This window comes from Spirosoma migulaei (genome assembly GCF_054776855.1).
On sequence record NZ_BAAHBG010000005.1, the window covers coordinates 202,044 to 226,027 of the forward strand.

Annotated in this window: 22 protein-coding genes; 11 read left to right on the plus strand and 11 right to left on the minus strand. The window is 47.6% G+C overall.

What is annotated here, in order from left to right:
- Positions 1 to 39 precede the first annotated feature (39 nt).
- Both ACYVGO_RS06350 and ACYVGO_RS06355 read right to left on the minus strand, forming a co-directional pair.
- Positions 40 to 288: a hypothetical protein gene (locus ACYVGO_RS06350; protein ID WP_142776055.1), complete on the minus strand. Its 249-nt coding sequence runs from the start codon at positions 286 to 288 to the stop codon at positions 40 to 42.
- Positions 289 to 426: 138 nt separating this feature from the next.
- Complete coding sequence (locus ACYVGO_RS06355) at positions 427 to 4,080, minus strand: putative LPS assembly protein LptD (protein WP_460968414.1); 3,654 nt, start codon at positions 4,078 to 4,080, stop codon at positions 427 to 429.
- A 167-nt stretch (positions 4,081 to 4,247) separates the two neighbouring features.
- Between ACYVGO_RS06355 and ACYVGO_RS06360 the strand changes: the two genes are divergently transcribed.
- From ACYVGO_RS06360 to ACYVGO_RS06370, 3 genes are all read left to right on the plus strand, one after another.
- A complete protein-coding gene (locus tag ACYVGO_RS06360) occupies positions 4,248 to 5,096 on the plus strand; it encodes an N-acetylmuramoyl-L-alanine amidase family protein (protein WP_142776054.1) in 849 nt (282 codons plus the stop codon).
- Positions 5,097 to 5,291: 195 nt separating this feature from the next.
- A complete protein-coding gene (locus tag ACYVGO_RS06365) occupies positions 5,292 to 6,284 on the plus strand; it encodes an MlaD family protein (protein ID WP_142776053.1) in 993 nt (330 codons plus the stop codon).
- A 49-nt stretch (positions 6,285 to 6,333) separates the two neighbouring features.
- Positions 6,334 to 7,944 (plus strand): acyl-CoA carboxylase subunit beta, encoded by a 1,611-nt coding sequence (locus tag ACYVGO_RS06370; protein WP_460968849.1) that lies wholly within the window; start codon positions 6,334 to 6,336, stop codon positions 7,942 to 7,944.
- 22 nt (positions 7,945 to 7,966) lie between these two features.
- Here ACYVGO_RS06370 and ACYVGO_RS06375 read toward each other — a convergent pair whose 3' ends face one another.
- The 7 genes from ACYVGO_RS06375 to ACYVGO_RS06405 form a co-directional block, all read right to left on the minus strand.
- The gene (locus ACYVGO_RS06375) at positions 7,967 to 8,434 is read right to left on the minus strand and encodes a c-type cytochrome (protein WP_460968417.1); all 468 of its coding nucleotides are present in this window, start codon (positions 8,432 to 8,434) and stop codon (positions 7,967 to 7,969) included.
- Positions 8,422 to 9,009 (minus strand): gliding motility lipoprotein GldD, encoded by a 588-nt coding sequence (gldD, locus tag ACYVGO_RS06380; protein ID WP_460968419.1) that lies wholly within the window; start codon positions 9,007 to 9,009, stop codon positions 8,422 to 8,424. The genes ACYVGO_RS06375 and gldD overlap by 13 nt, the downstream gene beginning before the upstream one ends.
- Before the next feature lie 156 nt (positions 9,010 to 9,165).
- Positions 9,166 to 9,456, minus strand: coding sequence for a hypothetical protein (locus ACYVGO_RS06385; protein WP_460968421.1), 291 nt, complete (start codon positions 9,454 to 9,456; stop codon positions 9,166 to 9,168).
- Between the two features lie 146 nt (positions 9,457 to 9,602).
- Entirely contained in the window at positions 9,603 to 10,382 is a 780-nt protein-coding gene (locus tag ACYVGO_RS06390) for a TIGR00266 family protein (RefSeq protein WP_142776049.1), read from the minus strand.
- Between the two features lie 155 nt (positions 10,383 to 10,537).
- Positions 10,538 to 10,828, minus strand: coding sequence for a hypothetical protein (locus ACYVGO_RS06395; protein ID WP_460968423.1), 291 nt, complete (start codon positions 10,826 to 10,828; stop codon positions 10,538 to 10,540).
- Between the two features lie 182 nt (positions 10,829 to 11,010).
- Positions 11,011 to 12,549: a glutamate--tRNA ligase gene (gene gltX / locus ACYVGO_RS06400; protein ID WP_460968425.1), complete on the minus strand. Its 1,539-nt coding sequence runs from the start codon at positions 12,547 to 12,549 to the stop codon at positions 11,011 to 11,013.
- A gap of 116 nt (positions 12,550 to 12,665) precedes the next feature.
- On the minus strand, positions 12,666 to 13,046 hold the full coding sequence (locus ACYVGO_RS06405) for a Rid family detoxifying hydrolase (RefSeq protein WP_142776046.1): 381 nt from the start codon (positions 13,044 to 13,046) through the stop codon (positions 12,666 to 12,668).
- A 114-nt stretch (positions 13,047 to 13,160) separates the two neighbouring features.
- On the opposite strand from ACYVGO_RS06405, the gene ACYVGO_RS06410 reads away from it, so the two are divergent.
- The 8 genes from ACYVGO_RS06410 (at position 13,161) to ACYVGO_RS06445 (ending at position 21,236) form a co-directional block, all read left to right on the plus strand.
- A complete protein-coding gene (locus ACYVGO_RS06410; RefSeq protein ID WP_460968427.1) occupies positions 13,161 to 14,315 on the plus strand; it encodes an App1 family protein in 1,155 nt (384 codons plus the stop codon).
- Positions 14,316 to 14,442: 127 nt separating this feature from the next.
- Positions 14,443 to 15,285, plus strand: coding sequence for a hypothetical protein (locus ACYVGO_RS06415; protein WP_460968429.1), 843 nt, complete (start codon positions 14,443 to 14,445; stop codon positions 15,283 to 15,285).
- A gap of 90 nt (positions 15,286 to 15,375) precedes the next feature.
- Entirely contained in the window at positions 15,376 to 15,951 is a 576-nt protein-coding gene (locus tag ACYVGO_RS06420; RefSeq protein ID WP_142776043.1) for an RNA polymerase sigma factor, read from the plus strand.
- Positions 15,932 to 17,632, plus strand: coding sequence for a porin family protein (locus ACYVGO_RS06425; protein ID WP_460968431.1), 1,701 nt, complete (start codon positions 15,932 to 15,934; stop codon positions 17,630 to 17,632). The genes ACYVGO_RS06420 and ACYVGO_RS06425 overlap by 20 nt, the downstream gene beginning before the upstream one ends.
- A gap of 53 nt (positions 17,633 to 17,685) precedes the next feature.
- Entirely contained in the window at positions 17,686 to 18,219 is a 534-nt protein-coding gene (locus ACYVGO_RS06430; protein WP_246859343.1) for a QcrA and Rieske domain-containing protein, read from the plus strand.
- Positions 18,220 to 18,236: 17 nt separating this feature from the next.
- The gene (locus ACYVGO_RS06435) at positions 18,237 to 18,917 is read left to right on the plus strand and encodes a hypothetical protein (RefSeq protein WP_142776041.1); all 681 of its coding nucleotides are present in this window, start codon (positions 18,237 to 18,239) and stop codon (positions 18,915 to 18,917) included.
- 4 nt (positions 18,918 to 18,921) lie between these two features.
- Positions 18,922 to 19,482 (plus strand): YceI family protein, encoded by a 561-nt coding sequence (locus ACYVGO_RS06440; protein ID WP_460968433.1) that lies wholly within the window; start codon positions 18,922 to 18,924, stop codon positions 19,480 to 19,482.
- A 257-nt stretch (positions 19,483 to 19,739) separates the two neighbouring features.
- Positions 19,740 to 21,236 carry a serine hydrolase gene (locus ACYVGO_RS06445; protein WP_460968435.1) on the plus strand — a complete coding sequence of 499 codons (1,497 nt, stop codon included), beginning with the start codon at positions 19,740 to 19,742 and terminating at the stop codon, positions 21,234 to 21,236.
- Positions 21,237 to 21,399: 163 nt separating this feature from the next.
- Here the strand turns inward: ACYVGO_RS06445 and ACYVGO_RS06450 are convergent, their stop codons facing one another.
- Together ACYVGO_RS06450 and dnaN are read right to left on the minus strand one after the other, a co-directional pair.
- Entirely contained in the window at positions 21,400 to 22,620 is a 1,221-nt protein-coding gene (locus ACYVGO_RS06450; protein ID WP_142776038.1) for a TCR/Tet family MFS transporter, read from the minus strand.
- A gap of 103 nt (positions 22,621 to 22,723) precedes the next feature.
- A complete protein-coding gene (gene dnaN, locus ACYVGO_RS06455) occupies positions 22,724 to 23,845 on the minus strand; it encodes a DNA polymerase III subunit beta (protein WP_142776037.1) in 1,122 nt (373 codons plus the stop codon).
- Positions 23,846 to 23,984: the final 139 nt, after the last annotated feature.

Sequence of the window (23,984 nt, forward strand, 5' to 3'; positions counted from 1 at the left end):
GGAACAACATGACCCATATATTTATTAGGTCAGTTTTCATTAATTCAATCGTTGTTCAGGAATACTCGTCAGGTTGATTGCCCTGGCATCATCCTGAGCGGTTTGAGGGGTATCGATTTTTTCGGGCTTAATACCAAGCTCTTTCATAAGCCGATGCTGACGGGCTTCAATGTAGGTTAGCCGAGCCATAATTTGGCTCATTCGAGCATCCTGCTCATCTTGCCGAGCCAGCAAATAAGCCGTTTTTACTTCTAGTTCGTCAAGGCGTTGTTTGTCCCGTTCAGTCATCGGAGTCGATCTGAAAAAAGCGTTGTGAAGGCAAGTTAGTGTTTTTTACTATCTTGATTTACTAGCTGATTTCATTAGGGTACTTTTTCTTCAAAAAAGACTCTTTAGCGTGAGAGTTTTTAAGGAAAATGGGTCGCCTTAAAATCCGCCACGGTCGTAAAAGCTCCGGCGACGACTCAGCTTAAGCTCTTGTAAAATAGACGACCGTGCCCGCAAATCGAAGGAGTAGTTGCCTGAACGGAAGTTGTTGCCAGAATAGGGCGTCCAGTTGAAGGCCATTTCCCAACAGTGTAGGTCGCGGTTAATACCGATGGTTGTTAGGGTTGGGCTATTGAATTGGAAATCATAGCCCGTATTAATGGTTATTTTCCATTTGGGTGTCAGACTTAGATCTCCCGTGAGGGTCAGCGCTTGCACTACCTGCGAAATCTCAGGCGTTAATTTGGTCAGACCAAACGTATAGCTGACGTTCATCGACCAGGGGACGTTGAAGTCTACATACAATTCCGGATTACTGTTGATGGCCTTCATCGTCGCATCGGACGCATTCGGGCTGGTCTTCTTTTTGTCGGCCTGCTTAGGGGCAAATCGTGCGCTAACATAGGCCTGTAAGTTTGTTAGCCGTAACAGCCCCTGCCCAGCCTGAAATGCATAGAGATTAGGCACCCGGATATACTGCTGATTGATATAAGGTTGGTCCGCATTTAAGGCCTGAATTGAAGGCGAGTAGGCGAGGGGGGTTAGCGTGGTGGCTGTTGTTGGGAAATAATACTGCGCTGTTCCGCCATACGCCCGATAAGCGTAGGGATCGAATGTTGATGAAAAGTTGAAACTTATATTCTTGAAAATCTGCGTGTTGGCGCTGACTGAAAGTGGCGACAGCTTATAATCAGGAGCCAGAAAGTTATAGCTTCCATTGATACTCAGGTTATCGAAAATCGGAATTTTCTTGAAGTCCTGCCCGGATGAGTCACTACGGGTACGTACCTTCATTTCCAACTGGTTCACAATCCCAAACGAAACAAAGGCTGCCTGTGTACTTGATGCACCGCTGCTGCTATTTCCGTCGATACCCCGGAATACAGAAATTGTCCGTCGATAGAGAGGTAAATTGGCAAGTGATCCTTTGGCATCCAGCACAAAAAACTGCCCAAAGGAGGGGTTGGTAAAATCGGGTACATAGTTGAACGATATAGAAGGCGCAACTGTGTGACGAATAGCCTCAATACGCTTACCCCGAATAAAGTAAGTGCCATAGAAGCGGGTATTCATGCTAGCGCTGACCGAAAAATTATATGATGGATAAAAGCCGCGTACTGTATCAATCTTTATTGAGTCGTGGCTGGCATTGTAGATTAAATTGGGTTGTAGCTTTTTACTATAAATATTCCCTTGTAGCGAGAAGCCGGGAGTCAGGTTTATGTACCGCAACAACTTTAAGTTTGGTAGCGAAATGGGAATGCTATACCGGGCCTGCACCACGCGGTTTTGCCAGATTCGATTTGAATTCGCCAGACTGAAGGCAATTAAATTAGGATCAGTTTCAACAATACCTAGACGGAGATTTTGTGCACGTCTGATACTGTCCTGATAACGTTGAATAGAGTTAATCGTTGTTAAATTGGTAACCACCGGGAAGCCTAAGCCTGTTGTATCGAGCTGCTGCTTAATTGTATTGCTCACAGCAATAGATCCGCTAAGATCTAACCCCACCCGAAAGCTTTCGTACCACCGGCCTGAGCCTCCTTTGAGCGCAAAGGGAGAAATCTGATTGATGCCCAGGTTGAAATCCGACGATACATCGGTCTTGCCATTTGCCCGAACGCCCGTTACCTGATTCACTTGCCCAAACTGCTGGTTCACACGCACGTTAGCACCTGCCCGCACGTATTGCCCAAACGTTCGGCTGTATTGCACCGATGAGCCCGCTACGTTGGAAATATAGGACTGGGTGCTATAGGAGTTAAACTGATTATAACTGTTGCTGCTGACGTTGACGTTGGCCGAGAAACTACCCCGCCCGCGTGGTACCGGCGAGTGCGACCAGGTAAATGAAAAGTCATTACGGGGCGTTTGGGTGGTATCAACACGGTCGCCGGAGCGGTTTCGGTTGAACTGAAGATTGACACCTCCGCTATACCGATACCGTTTGTTATAAGCTGATGAAACGCCTAGACCCCAGCTACCGCGGGAATATATTTGTCCTTTAAACTGCAGACCGAGATTTTCACTCACCGCCCAGTAATACCCACCATCGCGCAGATAGAAGCCCCGTCCATTGGGTTCTTCACCGTATTGTGGAACAATGATACCGGATACACCAATTTCCTTACGTTTGGGAAACGGAAAGAAACCAAAGGGCAATCCAATAGGTAACGGAATCTGATTAATGACCAGATTAAATGGGCCGGCTACAACCTGCTTATTATGAATGACTTTTAGTTTACTGGCATTGATATGGAAGTGGGGTGTTGCCAGATTACAGGTTGTATAAATCGCTTTGCCAATATAGAGATTATCCTCAGCATCTTTCTTGACTGTGGTGCCTCGTATATTACCCTCGCCCTGTTGCGTAACAACGCCCTGAATCCGACCTTTTCTGGACTGGAAATTATACCGAATCTCCTTGGCATCATACTTCCCTTCGCCATCCTGAAAAACAGGCCGACCAATCAGTTTTTTGGCTGTTGAATCGTAGCGACCTTTCGCGTAGACCTCATTCGTTAGGTAATTCAGCCGGATATAGTCAGCTTTGAGTGAAATATCGCCATAGATCACACTGGCATCACCGAACAATTCAACGGTCTGTCCATCAGCAGCGTAAATAGTTGAGTCTTTGGCCTGATAGTTGACGGTTGTTTTAAAAGCATCGGGTGCCTGTAGAGAATCGGTCCGGACAGTGTCATTACTGGCAACCTGAGCCGAATCGGCCGGAATGGCTGGTTTGCCCGCGGTAAGACTGGCTGGGCGGGTTGGTTTGGCTTGGCTTCGTCTGGTCGAGTTTACTTTGGATTGGTTCTGCCGTACTACACTTTCCGCCCGGACTATGTTGGGAGAAACAAGACCTGGTTGCACTTTACCCGATGGAATTGATTTTGGCGCTAACTGGGTAATAGCAGGCTTTTTGACCGGAGCGACAGGTGCCTTTTGTACTGAATCCCGGGCTGCAATTCGTATCGGATTCGGGCGAATTAGGATCGGCTTTGGGGAATGAACAAGTGCTGTTGATAGTGGGCGTGATGGTGTAGAAGTAACCTTTATTCGCTTAGGCTGTAATTGTGTGGCCTGAATTGTTTGGGTGGATTCCCGTTGCATGGAATCGGCCAGAACGACTCGTAACGAATCGACATTGATAAATAACGGGGTAGGAGGCTGAACTATATTGCTTAATAGCATAGGCCATTGTACCTGAACCGACTGAATACCCTTGGGAGTCAATTCCGAAACCTGAATCAACTTTAGGGGCGAGAATCGAACGGAATCACCGGAAGAAATGGCCTGTTGACGTCGTGTTGTGTCGTTTCCAATAGCAGTTGGTACCGTATTCCGATTGTATGGAGTAGGGCTAAGGCGGTTAGGGGCTGAATATTTTTGATTAAGCTCGCGTTCCAGGTCACTTTCCTGAGGAACTGCCGCAGGGGTGGTTTGTGAACTTGGAGCGGTTGTTACTGATGGTTTAGTTCTCTTCCGGGTTGACGGTTTAGCCTGCCCCAACGCATTAAACGTCCAGAATAGGCAGACAAGGCTGAGAGCAGCCTTTATACATATTGGTCGTGTGCGTGAGAACCACAAAATAAAGTATGCTTTTTTCAGGGTTATTAAAAAAATTATATTTGCCAAAAGTCCGTTAAGTCTATGGCATACAAAGGTATCCACGAACAAGTTATCCTACTACCGGTTTGAAACGATTTAGGCTGTTAAAAATTATTAAACCCATGAACCTGCCGGCTCCCGGAATAATGACAACTTTGGTTTTGGCAGTAGTTCCTTTACTGGCCTTAACCACACCGAATTTGCTATTGTCTGATCTAACGCAGGACACCGTGCGTCGGGGTGGATCGCAAGATACTGAAACAACCGCACCGGCTGAAAATGCTCCTAATCAACTCCGTACGATTGTACTCGATGCGGGCCACGGCGGCAAAGATCCTGGTACGCATGGTCGTTACGCCAAAGAAAAAACGATTAATCTGGAGTTAATTCTGCAATTAGGGCGGAAAATTAAGGAGAACCATCCAAATGTTCGGGTTATTTATACGCGTTCATCCGATCATTTTGTTGATTTATATGAACGGGGGGCTATTGCTAACCGGAACCGGGCCGATCTGTTCATCTCCATTCATTGTAACGCCAGCCCGTCAAGCAGCCGGGTCTATGGTACCGAAACTTACACACTGGGGCTCCACAGGACCCAAAGCAACCTGGATGTAGCCCGACGCGAAAATGCGGTTATTTTACAGGAAAAGAATTACGAGCAGACCTATAAAGGCTTTAACCCAAACTCACCTTTAGCGACAATCATGCTGGCCAATTACCAGCATGCGTTCATTGCCAGCAGTATTAGTTTTGCTGAAAAACTGGAACGTAGTTTCCGCTCCAATGCCAATCGTAAAAGCAATGGGGTAAAGCAGGCCGGTTTTATTGTTCTCTGGAAAACCACGATGCCCAGTGTACTGATCGAAAGCGGTTACCTCACTAATCGAGAAGAGGAAGACTACTTACGCTCAGAAGAGGGGCAGGATGAAATGACCGATGCGATTTATAAAGCATTTGAACGATACAAACAGGAAATTGAAGCGGGTGGGTAGGTAGATAGTAAAATGAGTGGAGTAGGTGGAGTGAGTCCAATAATCGGAACTCACTCCACCTACTCCACTCATTCCACTTAATTTACCACTCCACGAAATTCCCTAGCTTCTCGGGACAAACAGGCCCGAAAGTTGGTTATACCTCCAACCAGATCGGTTGGCACGGCCCGTTGGGCGGTCACCTTCACACAACACATGAAAGTTTCGCAGGAAGTAAAAGTAGGTTTATTGGCTGTCGTTTCCCTAACGATGTTCTACTTTGGGTTTCGATTTCTGAAAGGATCCGATTTCTTTAACTCAACGAATAAATACCAGGTTATTTACGATAATATTGATGGACTGGTTGCCTCTAATCCAGTTAGGATCAATGGATTATCGGTAGGTCGGGTTAAAAGTATTGAGATTTTACAAAATCAGGGTAATAAGCTGTTAGTTACGGTAGAGCTAAAAAAAGACATTCGTGTTACGAAAGGATCAAGAGCTAGCCTGGTCGACGATGGGCTGTTGGGGGGGAAATTGATTCAGCTTACCGTAAATTCTGGAGCACCCGACCTTGAGGATGGAGGTATGCTGGTGGCGGCTAAAGAAACGGGCCTTTCGGCGCTGATTAAAGAAAAAACGCTACCCGTTCTTAACAATGTAGATTCGCTGACGTATCAACTTAACCGCGTTGTGAAGCAGTTTGATCAAACAGGTGTTATGCTGAACCAGACGCTCCGAAGTGCCGATGCTGGCGTAAAAACCCTGGATTTAACTATTGCCGAAAACCGGGCTGGTTTAAAAGCGACGCTTGCCAGTGTAAGTCATTTGGCAGCCTCTTTAGTGGAAACCGAAAAGCAACTTAAACCGATTCTGGCTAAAGCCGATACATTTGCCGATTCGCTACAGGGTTTGCAGTTGAAACAAACCTTGGCAACGGTCAATAAAACAGTTGAAGGCTTACAGCGAATACTAACGGATGTCAACAACGGACGTGGTTCGTTAGGAAAACTGACCTCCGATGAAGCGCTCTACAGCAATGTGAATAATACGGCTGCCAGTCTCGAAAAGTTATTAACCGACCTACGTGAGAATCCGAAACGGTACGTTCAGTTTTCGCTCTTTGGCCGGAAAGAAAAGCCTTACGTAGCACCTGCAGCCAGCACAACGATTACAACCGTTATTCCAGCCGATTCGACGAAAAAATAATGTCTGGGCCAAGCACTAGCTTGGCCCTTTGCGTTTTACAATGAACTCTATCCAATCCCTTCTCGACGAACTCGCCCAACGAACTGCCCAAACCCAATTGGGTGGCGGACCGAAAAAAATTGACGACCAGCATCGGAAGGGTAAACTAACCGCTCGCGAACGTATTGCCTACCTCACTGACTCAGATAAGCCGTTTGTTGAAATTGGTTTGTTCTCCGGCGAAGGCATGTATGCCGAACATGGTGGTTGTCCGTCGGGGGGAGTGGTTGTGGGTATTGGGTATGTGTCAGGTCGGCAGTGTGTCATTGTGGCTAACGATGCCACAGTGAAAGCTGGAGCCTGGTTTCCGATCACGGCTAAAAAGAACCTCCGTGCGCAGGAAATTGCGATGGAGAATCGCCTGCCAATTATTTATCTCGTTGATAGCGCGGGCGTGTATCTACCCTTGCAGGATGAAGTTTTCGCTGATAAAGAACATTTTGGCCGGACGTTTCGTAACAACGCCCATTTATCCGCAATGGGTATTTTGCAGGTTGCGGCTATTATGGGCAGTTGTGTAGCGGGTGGCGCTTATTTGCCCATCATGTCTGACGAAGCCCTGATTGTGGAAGGAACGGGTTCTATTTTTCTGGCCGGGCCTTATTTGGTAAAAGCGTCCATTGGGGAAGATGTAGACGCCGAAACGCTTGGCGGAGCCAACACGCATACCGACATTTCGGGTGTTGTGGACAATAAATATCCCGATGATAAAAGCTGTTTAGACGCTATCAAGCGTATTTTTGATAAACTCGGCCATCATGAAACGGCTGGCTTCGACCGTATCGAGCAAACCCCTCCTGTTAAAAATCCCAATGAAATCTACCAAATCCTGCCCGCCGACCGTGTTAAACCTTACGACATGCAGGAAATTGTGGATAGACTTGTGGACAACTCCGCGTTCGATGCCTATAAGCCTGGTTATGGCCAGTCACTCCTGTGCGGCTATGCCCGAATCGATGGGTGGGCTGTGGGGATTGTAGCTAATCAGCGCAAAGTGGTGAAGGCCAAAGGCCGGACAGGCCAGCCAAGCGAGATGCAAATGGGCGGAGTCATTTACGGCGATGCCGCCGATAAAGCCGCCCGGTTTATTATGAACTGCAATCAGAAACGGATTCCGCTCGTGTTTTTACAGGATGTCTCGGGCTTTATGGTAGGTAGCCGTGCTGAACAGGGCGGTATTATTAAGGATGGTGCCAAAATGGTTAGTGCAATGGCCAATTCCGTCGTTCCGAAATTTACCGTCGTTGTAGGAAATAGTTATGGCGCAGGTAATTACGCTATGTGTGGAAAAGCCTATGATCCACGCTTGATGCTAGCCTGGCCTACTGCACAAATGGCCGTAATGAGTGGGGCATCTGCAGCTAAAACATTGCTTCAGATTCAGGTGGCGGCTCAAAAAGCGAAGGGCCAACCTATGACGTTGGAGGAGGAACAAGCCCAATTGACCAAAATCACGGATCAATACAACGCACAGCTATCTCCTTATTATGCAGCCGCCCGGCTCTGGGTCGATGCCATTATAGACCCGCTTCAAACCCGACAAATTCTTTCGGAAGGAATTGCTGCTGCTAACCACGCACCAATCACAAAGCCGTTTTCGGTGGGTGTCATTCAAACATAATTTTTAAATTCAACTGAAAATTCTATTTCCCACGAGCGCTTTTTACCTCATCGGTTGTAATGGCATCGGCTTTGTTGCCAAAATTGCTTCGTATGTAAGTCAGCACATCCGCGATTTGTATGTCTGTCAGAAAATCGTGGGCGGGCATGGCGTTGTCATACATATCTCCTTCAATTTCCTGCCCCTGCAATCCTTTCAGCACTACATTAATAAGCCGGATTTTATCGCCCAATACCCAGTCTGTACCGCGTAAGGGCGGGTTCAGGTTGGGTACGCCAGAGCCGTTTGCCTGATGACAGGTTAGGCAATTTTGTTCATAAATAAGCTGACCAGGCGCTTTGATAGCTACAGCCGCCGGTTTGGGTACTGGCTTAACCGCAGGCTTTTTGGTCTGTGCGTTAGCAGTTGAAAGCGTAAACAAAGCCAGAAGGATTGTCCAATAAATCGTAAACCGTAATTCGTTCATCATCAATTTATTTACTTTTTCCATTTTAGGGTATTCAACAAATGCAGAATGTCTTTGCGAATGTATTGAATAACCGGTTGCAACGAGTCATTTTCAGTCGCCGTGTTAAAATACAGTGCTCCGCGTAGAAAATGGGTTGTTGAGTCGGTCGTGATAAACTGAACCTGGCTGGGTACTTCGCCCGATAAATCAATAACACTCGCTTCCAGACCCGACTTTAAGCGGAGTTTCCGCTGTTCAATTGCATAGGCTTTTATATTATGACGGGCAGCCAGTTTGTAGGAGTCTTCGAGCATGGCCCGCAGTCGGTTCACATCGTTGTGAATCGGCTTATAGGTTAGTTGAACACTGGCATGAAAGGTTGGGTAATTGATAAAAATCCAGTCACGTTCTGCTCTGGCGAATGTATCCGGTAAAATCCGGGCGATTTTGTTGTACTCGAACTGATATGGATGCGTGGGGGCGATGAGTGTGTAGCTCGGCGTAGGTAAGTCCAAACGTGGAAAACCCTTAGGTTTTGGAACATAGTTGTCGGATGAACTGCTACCACAGGCAGTAAGCAGCAAACCAATTATAAGAGCGAGTGAATACTTCTGCACCAGCGTTTTTTGTCATGCTGACGAAGGAAGCATCTTCGGTAGCTATAAACAGAAAACAAAGCTGCCGAAGATGCTTCCTTCGTCAGCATGACAAAAAAGAAAACGAAAAAGCCCAGCGTTTTGGTGCCAGGCTTTTTAGGTATTCGGCAATTTCAACTAGGCGTTTACATCTTCTAGTTCTTCCTTCAGAACTGGTTCGCCCATCAACGTTGCGAATCGATTGACATTGAATGTAGGTTCAAACCAGACTTCTCCCATAACCGGATGCTTCACTGGCACGTCGGGATTCTTGATCTCGTTCAATAAAATGCCCGTTTCGCCAGTGGTATGACGTTTCACCTGTCGAACCGTGTACATTTTGTCGCGCTTGGGCGTTTGCACACCAAACTCCGCGTAAAACGCCAGTACGGGTGCCGGAAAATTGTCGTTCGTGCAAATAACTTCCATTTAAACCGGGATTTATTTGATTTGACTGATTAACATGATTATTGACAAAAATGTCTTAAATCATTCAAATATTATTTGGTTACCAGACAATCAAGAAAATCATCTAAATCCTGAAAATCCCGGCGGGGCCGCCCGTGTGGTTCAGACTAACCTTCAAACAAATTCCCCAACTGCCCCAGTACGGAACCGCCTTCCTTATGGCCTTGTGCACTATAAGGGGCTAGTCGTTGTACCAGTTTAGAAATTGGCATCGACTGAATCCAGACTTTACCCGAGCCACGCAATGTAGCCAGAAACAATCCTTCCCCACCAAACACCATGCTCCGAAGGCCACCCGCCCGTTGAATGTCAAAATTGATACTGGGTTCAAAACCAACTACGCAGCCAGTGTCTACCCGTAAGGTTTCATTATTAAGTGTTCGCTCTATAACCACACCCCCAGAATGAATGAAGGCCATCCCATCACCCTGCACTTTTTCGAGAATGAATCCCTCTCCGCCAAAGAAGCCAGCTCCTAAACGTTGGTTGAACTGAATACTTAGCTTCGTGCCCAGAGCTGCGCATAAAAAGGCATCTTTCTGAACAATGAGGGTATTGCCATAAATGTTCGCCAGATTGACAGCCATGATCGTACCCGGATAGGGAGCGGCAAAGGCTACTTTCTTTTTGCCAACACCCCGGTTTGTGAAGTGGGTCATAAATAAGGACTCACCCATAACCATACGCGAACCCGCTTGAAGCAGTTTGCCCAGAAAACCCTGGTCGGGTTGTGAGCCATCGCCCATTTTGGTTTCGAAGGTGATGCCATCTTCCATAAACAGCATGGAGCCCGCTTCGGCAATAACGGTTTCGTTGGGGTCTAGTTCGATTTCTACAATCTGGATGTCTTCACCAATGATTTTGTAGTCAATTTCGTGAGAATACATGCTGAGCGTCGTTAGTGGTTATCGGTTAAATATCGCTAGTTGGTTGGAGCGATTATTAGTGAACGAAAACTACGGAAACTCGACCATTCCATAAATAGTTTTTCTGACAAACGGTACAAAAAAAGCCCGACCGGGCATTTTAACGGGTCGGGCTTTTAGCGTTGATTGATGTCGTCTGGCAAATCATTGTCTGACTCGTCAAAGAGTTGATCGTCATCCGCATCATCGTCTTTCTCGTCAGGTTCGGGATCACCTTTCAGATTCAGGTCGGTACGATGGCGAAGTTTTTTATCATCTACCGTTTTGTTCAGAAACTGGTTGATTCGATCAATATCAAAACTCGTCGTGATTTCGCCGAATGAGTTAATCTGAATATCGAAGCCTTCAAGTTCCTTGTGAACGCGTGGCTTGTCGTTTTCATCGGGATTCGTTTTTTTCTTTGCCATCGGTCGTATGCGTTTAGAATTATGCGTTAAGTCGCGTTAGCGACGAAATGTTTGTAGTATTCGTAAAAACCAATTGCGAGTGGTCGCGTAGCGATCAAATTTCGAGATGTGTTTGATCGCTACGCGACCAGTGCCACTTCAGAACGTTGTAATACTACAAACATCTCGTCGCTATGCGACATTTAGGCTGGCATTTTCAACGTCTCCAGCGCTTTCTCTAAGCGTCCAATTGTTTCGTCTTTGCCGATGATTTCCATGGTTAGCATCAGATCGGGGCCTGCGCCGGAGCCCGTAAGGGCCAACCGCATGGCCTGCATAATTTTTCCCTGTTTGATACCTGCCTGCTGCATTGTATCAGACAATGTGTGTTTGATCGTATCAGCCAAGAATTCACCGTCAAATGACTGTAATGCATCGCGAAAAACAGTTACGGCTTTTACGGCATCAGCATTCCATTTGGCCGTTACAATAGCTTCGTCATAGGCTATTGGCGCATTGAATATCGTCCCGGCCTCAGTAAATATTTCGTGGGCAAAATTGACCCGACCTTTCAATAAAGCCGCAATTTTCTCTGCTTTTTCTATTGAGCAGACAAATCCGGCTTTTTCGGCCTGTTGCTGAACAGTAGGTGCCAGGTCAGTATCTGACTGCTGACGAATGTACTGATGGTTGAACCACTGCGCTTTCTGAATATCGAAACGAGCGCCTGCTTTGTGAACCTGGCTCAGGTCGAAGCTGGCAACGAGTTCGTCCATCGAAAACAACTCCTGCTCGGTGCCTGGGTTCCAGCCGAGTAGGGCTAGAAAATTAATGGTCGCTTCGGGTAAGTAGCCATCTTCGCGGAAACCCCGCGCTACTGTTCCGGTAAATGGATCAGTCCATTGTAGGGGAAAAATCGGAAAACCACCGAGATCAGCATCGCGCTTGCTGAGTTTACCGTTGCCTTCTGGTTTGAGCAACAACGGTAAGTGGGCAAACTGGGGCATTGTATCTTCCCAACCTAAATACCGGTATAGCAACACATGGAGCGGAGCCGAGGGTAACCACTCTTCACCCCGAATGACGTGCGTAATGCCCATCAGATGGTCGTCTACGATATTGGCTAAGTGATAGGTTGGCAACCCGTCGGATTTCAACAGCACTTTATCGTCGATAGCCGACGAGTGAACATTGACCCAACCCCGAATGATATCGTTCAGCCGGACTTCTTCTTTCCGGGGTGTTTTTAGCCGAATCACGTATGGCTCACCAGCATCCATACGAGCACGAACGTCCTCAGGCTTTAAGGTCAGGGAGTTACGCATTTGCATGCGGGTAATGGCATTGTATTGTGCGGCTGGTGCGTTAGCTTCTTCCAGCCGTTTGCGCATGGCGTCCAGCTCTTCGGCTGTATCGAAAGCGTAATAGGCTTTACCTTCGTTAATCAATCGCTGGGCTTCTTTCTGGTAAATTTCCCGACGCTCCGATTGGCGGTAGGGGCCATCTGGACCTCCTACGCCCTGACCTTCATCGATTTGAATGCCTACCCAGCGTAGCGATTCGAGAATATAATCTTCGGCTCCCGGCACAAAACGGTTCTGGTCGGTATCCTCAATACGAAGAAGCATCTTGCCGCCCATTTTTCGGGCGAACAGGTAATTATAAAGCGCAGTACGCACCCCGCCAATATGCAGCGGGCCGGTTGGGCTGGGCGCGAAACGAACGCGAACGGGTTTTGACATAATTTTGTGAGGGGAGGAAAGGCAGGAAGAGGAGAAAAGGACGAAAGGGAATACAACTATAACCCTTTTCTCTTTTTCTTCCCTTTTCTACCCCTCCTCCCTTTCCTCCTTTTTTATTAAACAGCAATTACCGAAATTTCAACATTGACATCTTTAGGTAGGCGGGCTACTTCAACCGTTTCGCGAGCAGGTGGTTCGCTGGTGAAGAACTGACCATAGACTTCGTTAATAGCAGCGAAGTTATTCATGTCCTTCACGAAAATGGTGGATTTAACCACGTTGGTATAATCCAGACCAGCGGCCTTCAAAATAGCCCCGATGTTCTCCATGACCTTTTGTGTTTCAGCCTTAATATCGCCTTTGGGGGCCAGGTCGATGGCAACTTGGCCCGAAACGAACAGGATTCCCGTGCCGGCGGCTACATTTACTTTAACCGCCTGACTGTAGGGACCAATGGGTTCAGGGGCTTGTTCGCTATAAACAATTTGTTTGCTCATGGTTTGTAGTATTGACTGCCAAAGTTACCACTAAACCCCGGATGGTCGAAAATTACGCCATTATCTTCACGAAAAAACGATGGCTGACCTGCGTAAACCAGCCGCTTACTACTTATGTCCTCCTGGAAAGATTTTTTAGTATCTGCATCAACTGATGTTGAAACCCAGTTCGATCGACTCAAAACCCGGCTCTTTGGGCGGCTCGATGCCGAAAAGCCCTACCGAATTATTTACTATCGTGGCTTTGGGAGCCCGTCGGAAGTTTTTCTGAAAGGCCGCGTTTTACGTCAGCGCGATTTAAGTACGCCCAGCGATCGGGATACGTTCTGGCAAAATCTACTGGCTACCTATCAACGCTTCGGAAGTGATGAAGTGGAAGGTGTTACCGTGCGAGTTGAAGCTTTTGGTCTGGCACACACGACCATAACGGATAAGGAAGGCTACTTTGAGGTGACTATTAACCCTCCAAATGATTTACCGGCCGGTCGGGTATGGTTTCCCGTTCGTTATTCGCTGGAGGGCGTTTTACAGCCTGATACGAAGGAAACGTCAGAGAATCAATCTGTTGTTAAAGATGGTTATCTGATGATTTCCCCACCATTTAGTCAGTTTGGTATTATCTCCGACATCGACGACACCGTGCTCGTGACCGATGCTACAAACTTACTCCAAACGGCACGACTTACGTTTTTAGGAAACGCTTACACCCGCTTGCCCTTTGCGGGAATAGCCGCGTTTTATCGGGCATTACAAAGTGGTCCTGTTACCACGTTGTTCAATCCGATTTATTATGTATCGAGCAGTCCCTGGAATTTATATGATTTGCTAGTTGATTTTTTTCGGATTCAGGGGATTCCGAAAGGACCAATTTTGCTCCGCGATTTTAGCATATCGCCCACGTTTTTATTGCCAGAGGGGCATCATGTGCATAAGCTAGCCATGATTCGGAAAGTATTGGACGTGAACCCGCAGTTGCCGTTTGTGCTCATTGGCGATAGTGGTCAGCAGGACCCCGAAATTTATACACAGATTGTACGCGAAAACCCAGGCAGAATTCGGGCTATCTATATTCGCGATGTATCGGAAGACCGACGCGACGAAACCGTTCGGGCACTCATCCAAACCACAGAAGCCTACCATGTTCCTATGCTGCTGGTGTCTGACACGGTAGCGGCTGCTGAACACGCAGCCTCGCTGGGATTGATCGACCCCGATACCATTCCCGAAATCCGGGCCGACCGACGGGCAGATACTACTGGTCAGGCATAATCCTGATTACTCATGACCATTTATTCAAAACTTTTACTTCTTCACGCAACCCTTTTTTACGATAGCCCGTATTGCCAACTGAACCGGTTCAACTGTTCTTTTTCTCATTTTAAACACAGTTGATAGAATGAAGCCTTACGTGTACATGAATCGCCTGGCCTTGCTGACTACTTTAGTTGTAGTGACATTGCTGAGCTGCAAAGACGAGGAAAATCCGACTACGGTATCTTCGGTAGCGATAGGAACAACCCCCCTTGGAAACGTGCTGACCGGCGAAGGTGGTAAAACGTTGTACTTTTTTGCGCCTGATGTGTCTGGTGATGCGAATTGCTCCGGTACCTGCAAGGACAACTGGCCCATATTTTACCAGGAAACCCTGACACTGGGTAAAAATCTGAAAGCTGCGGACTTTGCGACAATTACCCGCGCTGATGGAGCTAAACAGACGACCTACAAAGGGTGGCCACTTTATTACTTTAAAAATGACGCGAAAGCAGGGGATATAGCAGGCGAGAATGTAGGCAACGTGTGGATGGTAGCCAAGCCAAACTATACGGTGCAGCTTGCATCCCGACAACTAGTTGGTAGTGACGGCAAAAGTTATACATTTGACACAAAAGAGGGTACTGGGAATTCGCTGTTTTTGACGGATAGCGTTGGACGTACGCTGTATGCATTCGCTTTCGACAAAAACAATAAAAATAACTATACCAAAGCCGATTTTAGTAATGACGGAACCTGGCCAATTTTCGTAACATCATCCACGTTAGGAGAGATTCCTTCTGCGCTTAAGAAAACGGATTTTGCAACGATTACAGTTTTTGGTAAAACACAACTCACGTATAAAGGCTGGCCGCTCTATTATTTTGGTTCCGATAACGGACAGAGAGGCAGTACCAAAGGAGTGAGTTTCCCAAAACCAGGAGTATGGCCGGTCGTAAATGCTACGTCGGTGAATGCTCCGAATTAGTGAACGGGTTATCTTTTTGGGTAAGGTTCAGCACCTGACAGACGACCCTTGGGGCTAACCCGAAACCGAGAACCCATAGACTGAATTACTTTGTCCAACGCTCCTAACATACCGGCTTTAACCGACATTTTGGCGGGTTGTCTGCGCAACCACCGGCAAAGTCAGGAAATGCTTTACCGGCAGTTCTACGGGTATGCCATGAGCGTTTGTCTGCGTTATGCACCTACTCGTGATGGGGCGCTGGAAGTGTTGAATGATGGTTTCCTAAAAGTCTTTACACGACTGGATCAGTATGATTCTGCGCAACCGTTTAAAGGCTGGCTTCGACGTATTCTGATCAATGCGGCTATCGACCATTATCGACAGGAGGTGCGTCATCAGCACGACGATGTTGAAAAAGCCGAACAAGTAGTTGCTTCGGAATCGGCGGATGCCTTAAGCCAGCTGTCTTACGAAGAATTACTAGGCTACGTTCAACGTTTATCTCCGGCCTATCGGCTGGTCTTTAATTTATATGTTATGGATGGATTTACGCACGAAGAAATCGCCGGTCAACTCGGTATTTCGGTAGGTGCGTCGAAATCGAACCTGGCTCGGGCGCGCGAAAATCTGCGCCAACTATTGAAACACATAAACTACGATGAGTATGCCAGAGCTAACCGATGACCAATTGGACGGGCTCTTCAGAAAGTCGGTTGAAGAGTTCGATACCCCGTTCGATCCGGCAGCCTGGCAGGATATGAAAGCCCGCCTGGATGCCAACGACCGCACCACGCCCAGCAGTGCATTGATTTGGAAAAATCTGCTCCGTTGGGGCCTGCCTGTTGCACTGCTTATGCTGTTGACAGGTGGCGGTTGGTTTATTTACCGAAAAGCGAATCCTGGTACGGCCACTACCTCAGTGCAAAAAGTAGCAGAAGCCAGGGCAAAAGAAACTACTATAGCTAAAGGAGTGCATCAGTCCGCAACGCCCCAATTAGCCGAAACGCAGCGACCCACAGAACTAACAACCAGTTCTCCCGAACCTATGGTTAGCGAAGTTGGGCCGTCGGCTAATCGGGCGGAATCGGCTAAGGAGACTACTCGCGAAGTAGGGGAGTCAGCTAAAAATCCTCTTCGCAACGTTGAGAGGTCAGCCAATAAACCGGGTAGCCTGGAAACTAGTGTTGAAAAATCGGAGATGTCGAAGCCGACTGGGCTAAGCAAGTCTACTAGAACGGCACTGGCTAGGAAGTTGACTAAGACTGTAGTTGCAACGAAATCCATACCATCGTCGTATAAGTTGGCATCTGGCCGGAACCGGACCAAGCGAATGCGATCTGATTCGGAGCTAGTAGGGGCAATGAACTCTGAAGAAAAAACGAACCGCCTAAGTAGCGTACCGCTGGCTAGAAGCAGAACCTCTATTCGAAAACTTCGGAAGCAGCGAAATGCCAGCCAGGACCTAGTGGTGCTTTCGGCAACGGGCTATACTGGTTCGCCAATGCCATCGTTTACAAAGCGATCAGGTATAGACAGACCGAAAGTCGCCCAATCTACTGGGTTGATGTTAACCGGTAGTCCATTATCGCCTGGGTCAGAAGAAGCTACTTCTGTGCTGTTGCCAACTGTAAATGAGTTATCAGTCCGCCCGGCACGTTGGCCTAAAAATCTGGCCTTCACCGGTCGGCTTGTTGAGCCTTATACCGATACAACCGCACAGCGAGTGGTTTCCAACGCATCAATACCCGTACAACGTGGACTGAGTGTTCGGTTTGTAGTAGCGCCGGATTTAAGTACTATTGGCTTAAAAAACTTTACCCGTCCTGGTACAAATGTGGGCCTATTGCTGGAGTATCGGCTGGCGTCTCGCTGGAGTATTCAGGTGGGGGTGATTAAGAGTACGAAAGTATATAAGGCGCTTCCAAGCGAATACAATGCACCAACGACTTGGTGGCAGCCGCCAATGAAGTCGCCAGATCTGGTTGATGGTCGTTGTAACATGTTCGATATCCCGATCAATATTCGCTATGATGTTGTTATAAAGCCTCGATCAGATGGGCGGTTACCTGACCGCTGGTTTGTGAGCAGTGGCGTAACAAGCTATATCATGAAGCAAGAGGAATACTATTACACATATCCGGCTCATACATATAACCAGCCAACTGAGTATAGCCCTTCTGGTGGTAATACAGGTGGCTATCGCTTCAGCAATCTGAACCTGTCATTTGGTTATGAACGGTCCTTTAGCCGACGATTATCATGGCAGGTGGAGCCGTTTATGAAGGCACCCCTCAAGGGAGTAGGCTTTTTTAAAGTTAACTTACTAAGTACCGGCGCATTTTTCTCTCTCCGCTATAAATTATGAGTAACACGTTTACGTATGATAGTCTACGGGAGGCTATTAATTAATGTACCTACATGAAAACGAACAACCAAATGAAAAGCAATCCAACAGCCGAGCAGATGAACCGCGGAGAGTTTATTCGTAGTCTTGGTATGAGTAGCGCAGCGCTTATGGCATTTTACTGCATGGGAACCGGACTAACCGCCTGCTCAAAAAGTAGTGATGATGTTACGCCGGGCGGTACGGTAGTAACGCCGGCGGCTGGGGTAACCGGTAATGCAGATGCCTCCAAAGGGGCCATTAGCTTTACGGTTGACCTGACCAACTCAAATTACAGCAAGCTAAAAACAGCAGGGCAGTACGCTATAATTGGGAGCCTGATTGTGGCTAAAAGCAAGAGTGGCTCATTCGTTGCACTTTCGAAAACATGTACGCATGAAGGGACAGAAGTTCAGTATCGGGCCGCGCAGGACGATATCTATTGCTCTAATCATGGCTCTGAATATAGCCTAACGGGGGCTGTGGACGTTGGTCCGGCTACGAAGGCATTGACGCAATACAAAACATCCCTCAGTGCAGATGGGAATACCCTAACAGTGACTGCCTAACAACTAAATTTTGCTCGATGAAGTACATTCATTTTGCCGTGCTCCTGTGGCTCGGGATCGGTTTAGCCCGAGCCCAGGATTCGACGGCCGTTCGTCGGGATACCGTTATTGCGCCGACAACAGACGCATCCGCTAACGACCTACTGGCTGGTCTGACAGACTCGACTGAAACGCAGGCCCTATTGCCCCATAAAATGATTTTTACGCAGCGGGCGTTTTGGGGCCCCAAAGGCTTGCTACGAACCATGAAGATCGCTCCGTTAACATCGGAAGGGCGTGTGCATGAACTGAAAGTTCGACGTACAATGCTCGTGGCGCACCAGATTGGTGGATTTATAACGTTAGCAGGCTTTGTAGCTCAGGGATTACTGGGGGCGAAACTCTATAATGCCAAAGGACAGGATTACGTCGATATAAAGAAATGGCACGAACGGTCGGCTACGTTTATCAACGTTACCTACGGAACTACCCTGGCGTTGTCGCTCACAGCACCTCCACCTGTGGTGGGAGCTAAAAAGGGATTCACGTCGATCAAGCTGCATAAGTATCTGGCTGTTGTGCATTTGACAGGTATGGTGGCGACGAATATTCTGGCCCATATGATTGAGAATAATCCAGACCTGAAACCAATCCATCGGGCGGCTGCTTACACCACATTTGGCGCATACGCAGCTTCGATAGTTTCTTTAACATTCTAAGACCATGAAATACACAGGGAAGTATGGCTTCTGGATAGCCATCGGGATTCTCTTTGCCTTTACTTCGGTACCGATGGCCAAGCGTAAGATAATGGCTGATAAAGCCTTGTCGACGGTCACGTATTCGGCCAAGCATCCACTCCATAAGTGGGATGGCGTGAGTAAAGATGTAAACTGTGCAATCATCTATAATGATGATACGAAACAGCCCGAAAATGTAGCGGTTTCCATAAAAGTAGCGTCATTCGATAGCGACAATAACAACCGCGATTCGCACGCGATGGAAGTACTTGAAGGGCTCAAATACCCCAACGTCACCTTTGTTAGTTCGGATATTAAAGCGGGAGAAAATGGTGCCTTGACCGTGAAAGGTACATTAACCTTTCATGGTGTAGCTAAACCGGCTACACTCCAGGCAACTCGCAAAGACGCGGGTAGAAAAATGACCCTAACAGGTGAGTTCCCCGTTAATATGAGCGATCATAATATTGAGCGGCCATCGTTAATGGGTATGAAAACCGAAGATGCTATGGTGCTTAAGTTTGATGTGGTTTTTGGGCTGTAGTTAAACAAGTAAGCAGAATTATATTGAATGATATAGGGTATGACCCCATTGGGACCACAAAGTGAGTTAATCTCAATTGGCGTGGCTATCTGTCGGACGAGAGGTTAAAATCAATGTAGAGCAAGTCAAACTTTTTTTGAAAGAGTACAGGATTTACAGGATATTTTCTAGGAGATGTCCAGTAAATCCTGTACTCGTTTCTGAGCGAGGTTGACTTGTTCGTACATTGAACCTAACACATGATACCATACGCCTACATGAGAAAAATAGTTGTACTTCTTCTTGCTCTAGTATCTATTCCAGCCACTGCTCAAAAGCAATTTTCTTCCAAACAGATTCAGGAATTCGATGCCTACGTAGAGGCTGTTCGTAAACAATGGGAGGTTCCTGGTTTATCGATCACCGTCGTTAAAGACAATAAAGTACTTTTCAAGAAAGGCTATGGAGTTCGTGAATTGGGCAAGCCTGATCTCGTTGATACCCAGACGTTATTTGCCTGTGCTTCGACAACAAAAGCCATGACTGTTGCTCTGATGGGTATGCTGGTGGATGAAGGGAAGCTCGCCTGGAATGATCCCGTTTCCAAATATTTGCCCGAACTACAACTGTATGACCCCTACGTAACCCGGGAGCTAAAAATTCGTGATTTACTCATTCATGACACCGGTATCGGCAGCACCGATTTTATGACAGGGGCCATGACCATTCCCGCTAATGAGATGTTTCGACGGATGGTTATGGTAAAGCCGAGTTACCCGTTTCGGGCCGGGTTTGCTTATCAGAATACGTTTTATTCCGCTGCCGGGCGTATAATCGAACGGATTGCCGGAAAGACTTGGGCTGAATTTCTGAAAGAACGAATCTTTACGCCCCTGGGAATGGACCGGACTGCCCCTAAGCGCGGCTACATTAAGGATGATAATCTAACCAAACCCCACTACAACATCAACGATACCATTCGGGTCATTGAATACGGTGCTGATAGCGAAATTGGCTCTGCGGGTGCCGTCTGGTCATCGGCAGATGATATCAGCAAATGGGTAATCTGTATGCTCGACAGCAGCAAATACAATGGTGGGCGTTTACTAAAGCCCGAAACCTGGGCTGAGATGTTTACCCCACAAACGTTTTTCCCGGAAGACGAATACCCAACTATGCAAATTCTGAAGCCCAACTGGCGCACCTATGGCCTAGCCTGGTATCAGCACGATTATAAGGGACATAAAGTGAATTTTCATACGGGTAGTCTGTCGGGTCTTACGGCCATCACTGCCCAATTGCCTGATGAGAAATTGGGTGTTTACGTATTCGGCAATTATGACCATGCCGAAGTTCGTCATGCCCTTGTGTATAAGACCTTCGATTGGTTTGCCCTGGGCGGTACCCGCGACTGGAGTACGGAATTTAAGAAGCTATACGACGGCTTAAAAGAGCAAGGCAAAAAAGCCGAAAAAGCATTTATTGACAAACGAGTACCGAATACATTGCCTTCCTTGCCCCTGGCAGCTTACGCCGGAAAATACACCAGCCCCTTATATGGGCAGGCGGAGGTAAGTGTGCAAGGGAGCCAATTAGTCGTCAATGTGAATGATAATAGCCTGAACGCTAATTTATCCCACTGGCATTATGACCTGTTTTACGGTCCTTACAAAAAAGCCTGGTATGGAAAGGCCAGAGGGCGTTTCATTCTTGGTGCATCGGGTAAAGTCGATACACTGATTTTTGATGGTCTGGAGTTTAAAAAGGAATTGTAAAGAGTTCGTTATACCAGTGAAGTCGGGTTCTTCAACCCGACTTAGGAGGTTTCTCAAAACCTACCGATTACACAAGGTTTTTAGAAACCTCGCTTGTCCGTTTTAAGAAACGGACACCACTATAAATATCGTTGGGATTGGCTTAGGCTGGCTAGATATAAAATCAACTGACCACCGTCTGCCGTTTCAATCCACGTCCAACCAGTGTCGCGCTAATGATGATCAGTAGAGAAGCTAGAAAGAAGGGTGCTCCAGGTAAATAAACTGGTGCTGCTGGCGACGTGAAAAACGAAAAAAGGTTTGTCATGATCAGCGGCCCGAAAATAGACGTCGTGCTGGTTAAGCTGGTTAAAGCACCCTGCAACTCGCCCTGTTCATTGGCTGGAACCTGGTTTGAGATAATACCCTGAATGGATGGCCCGGCAATACCGCCCAATGCGTACACAGCCATGAACGCAAACATCATCCAGCTTTGGTTAGCGAAGCCAAATAAGGCGAACCCAATGGCGCTGAACATCATGCCGACATAGACTGATTTCTCCTGCCCTAATTTTGGAATAAGCACCCGGCTGAGGCCCCCCTGTACAATGGCAAAGGATAAGCCAATGGTCGCCAACGACAAGCCTACCGTCTTTTCATCCCACTTGAATTTCTCCATCGTATAGAACGTCCACGTTCCCTGCACGGCAAATCCGGCAATATAAACCAGTACCAATGAGGCCACCAGTCCTAAAATAACCGGGTACTTTCCCAACCGCATCAATGAACCAATCGGATTGGCACGTCGCCAGTCGAAGGGACGACGATGTTCGGGAGCGAGCGATTCGGGCAGGATAAAAAAGCCGTACAGGAAGTTAATCATGGTTAGTCCTGCCGCTACAAAAAACGGCACACGCGGGCCATATTGGCCCAGAAATCCACCGACAGCGGGCCCAAGAATAAACCCAACGCCAAAGGCAGCTCCGACTAATCCAAAATTCTGCGCTCGTTTTTCGGGGGTACTAATGTCGGCAATATAAGCGGTTGCGGTGGTAAAGCTGGCTCCCGTAATTCCTGCAATCAGTCGCCCGATAAACAGCCATTCGATTGTTGGGGCAAATCCCTGAAATATGTAATCAACGCCAAACCCAAATAGCGAAAACAGCAGCACCGGCCGACGGCCGAAGCGATCACTCAACCCGCCCAATATAGGAGAGAACAGAAACTGCATCCCAGCATACGAGAACGATAGCCACCCCCCCCAACTAGCCGCCTGGCTGATATTGCCATGAATGAGTTGTTCAATCAGTTTCGGGAAAACCGGAATAATGATACCCAGCCCCGTTACGTCAATCAGCAAGGTTATGAAAATGAAAACTAAGGCCGGAGCGGTACGGTTTTTCATGAAGAGGAGAAAAGGGAGGAGGGGGAGGAGAGGGAAAAAGGGGGGGAGTTGGTACATACCCTCTCTTCCCCTTCTTCCCTCTCCTCCCCCTCCTCCCTAAAAATTAAGCGTATGTATTCAACATCACAGGCATCACCAGCATCAGGATGTCTTCGTTTTCTTCTTTATCTGCAGGAATGAGCAGGCCAGCCCGGTTTGGAGCTGACATTTCGAGCGAAATCATTTTGGCGCTCAGGTTGCTCAACACTTCAGACATCAGCTTGGCATTAAAACCAATCTCCATTGGGTCGCCGTCGTAGTCGCAGAGGAGCTTTTCGTTGGCTTCGTTAGAGTAGTCTAAATCTTCGGCCGAAATAGTCAGCGAGTTCGCCTTGAGCGACAGCCGAATTTGGTGCGTGGTGCGGTTGGCGTAGATCATGATCCGCTTCAGCGAGTTCAGCAGGTCAGTCCGGCCAATGGTCATCACGTTCGGATTGTTGGTTGGAATGGCGTTTTCGTAGTCAGGGAAACGCTCGTCGATCAGGCGGCAAATCAACTGCGTTGGGCCAAACGTGAATGAAGCATTGGCCTGACTGAATTCTGCAACGACAGCTACATTTTCGGGCAACGATGCCTTCAGTAATTGCAGCGCTTTCCGTGGAATAATGATCGACGTGCTGGCCGATGAACCGAGATCGGTACGGCGGTAGCGAATAAGCCGGTGACCGTCGGTAGCTACGAAGGTGGCATTCTCGTCATTTATCTGTAAAAGCACACCCGTCATCGCTGGGCGAAGGTCGTCGGTGCTGGTGGCGAATACCGTGTTGTTGATCGCGCTCAGCAATACGTCGGACGTCATTTCGACCGACATATTTTTGTTAACGGTCGGCAGTTTTGGAAAGTCAATCGGGTTTTCACCGGAGAGTTTATAGCGACCGTTGTCCGTCAGAATTTCGGTGCCGAATGTTTCGGTGTCGATGTTGACGGTAACGGGTTGTTCAGGTAAACTACGAAGCGTATCCAGCAATAATTTAGCTGGAATGGCAATCGCTCCATTATCGCTGGCATCGACTGGAATCTGCGTTGTCATGGTTGTTTGCAGATCCGACGCGGTTACCGTAAGGGTCCCATCGTCAATGCGAAACAGGAAATTTTCGAGAATCGGTACGATTGGGTTGGTGGCAACCACCCCGTTTATATGCTGAAGGTTTTTAAGCAGGACAGATGAGGAAACTATAAATTTCATGGGCCAAGCGTCTAAGGCGTTCATTAATGTATATGAGAACAAAAGTAGCAAAAAAAGCCGACAGCCTGCGCATGTATTATCAGAACCTTTCGGGGGTAAATGGCCGTTGTAGTAACGAATGAATAATGGATGATGGAGA

Bases quoted from the DNA above. Each gene is read 5' to 3' on its own strand.
- ACYVGO_RS06350 (WP_142776055.1), bottom strand. From the start codon at position 288: ATGACTGAACGGGACAAACAACGCCTTGACGAACTAGAAGTAAAAACG.
- ACYVGO_RS06360 (WP_142776054.1), top strand. From the start codon at position 4,248: ATGACAACTTTGGTTTTGGCAGTAGTTCCTTTACTGGCCTTAACCACA.
- ACYVGO_RS06365 (WP_142776053.1), top strand. From the start codon at position 5,292: ATGAAAGTTTCGCAGGAAGTAAAAGTAGGTTTATTGGCTGTCGTTTCC.
- ACYVGO_RS06375 (WP_460968417.1), bottom strand. From the start codon at position 8,434: ATGGAAAAAGTAAATAAATTGATGATGAACGAATTACGGTTTACGATT.
- ACYVGO_RS06385 (WP_460968421.1), bottom strand. From the start codon at position 9,456: ATGGAAGTTATTTGCACGAACGACAATTTTCCGGCACCCGTACTGGCG.
- ACYVGO_RS06390 (WP_142776049.1), bottom strand. From the start codon at position 10,382: ATGTATTCTCACGAAATTGACTACAAAATCATTGGTGAAGACATCCAG.
- ACYVGO_RS06395 (WP_460968423.1), bottom strand. From the start codon at position 10,828: ATGGCAAAGAAAAAAACGAATCCCGATGAAAACGACAAGCCACGCGTT.
- gltX (WP_460968425.1), bottom strand. From the start codon at position 12,549: ATGTCAAAACCCGTTCGCGTTCGTTTCGCGCCCAGCCCAACCGGCCCG.
- ACYVGO_RS06405 (WP_142776046.1), bottom strand. From the start codon at position 13,046: ATGAGCAAACAAATTGTTTATAGCGAACAAGCCCCTGAACCCATTGGT.
- ACYVGO_RS06410 (WP_460968427.1), top strand. From the start codon at position 13,161: ATGTCCTCCTGGAAAGATTTTTTAGTATCTGCATCAACTGATGTTGAA.
- ACYVGO_RS06415 (WP_460968429.1), top strand. From the start codon at position 14,443: ATGAAGCCTTACGTGTACATGAATCGCCTGGCCTTGCTGACTACTTTA.
- ACYVGO_RS06425 (WP_460968431.1), top strand. From the start codon at position 15,932: ATGCCAGAGCTAACCGATGACCAATTGGACGGGCTCTTCAGAAAGTCG.
- ACYVGO_RS06430 (WP_246859343.1), top strand. From the start codon at position 17,686: ATGAAAACGAACAACCAAATGAAAAGCAATCCAACAGCCGAGCAGATG.
- ACYVGO_RS06435 (WP_142776041.1), top strand. From the start codon at position 18,237: ATGAAGTACATTCATTTTGCCGTGCTCCTGTGGCTCGGGATCGGTTTA.
- ACYVGO_RS06440 (WP_460968433.1), top strand. From the start codon at position 18,922: ATGAAATACACAGGGAAGTATGGCTTCTGGATAGCCATCGGGATTCTC.
- ACYVGO_RS06445 (WP_460968435.1), top strand. From the start codon at position 19,740: ATGAGAAAAATAGTTGTACTTCTTCTTGCTCTAGTATCTATTCCAGCC.
- ACYVGO_RS06450 (WP_142776038.1), bottom strand. From the start codon at position 22,620: ATGAAAAACCGTACCGCTCCGGCCTTAGTTTTCATTTTCATAACCTTG.
- dnaN (WP_142776037.1), bottom strand. From the start codon at position 23,845: ATGAAATTTATAGTTTCCTCATCTGTCCTGCTTAAAAACCTTCAGCAT.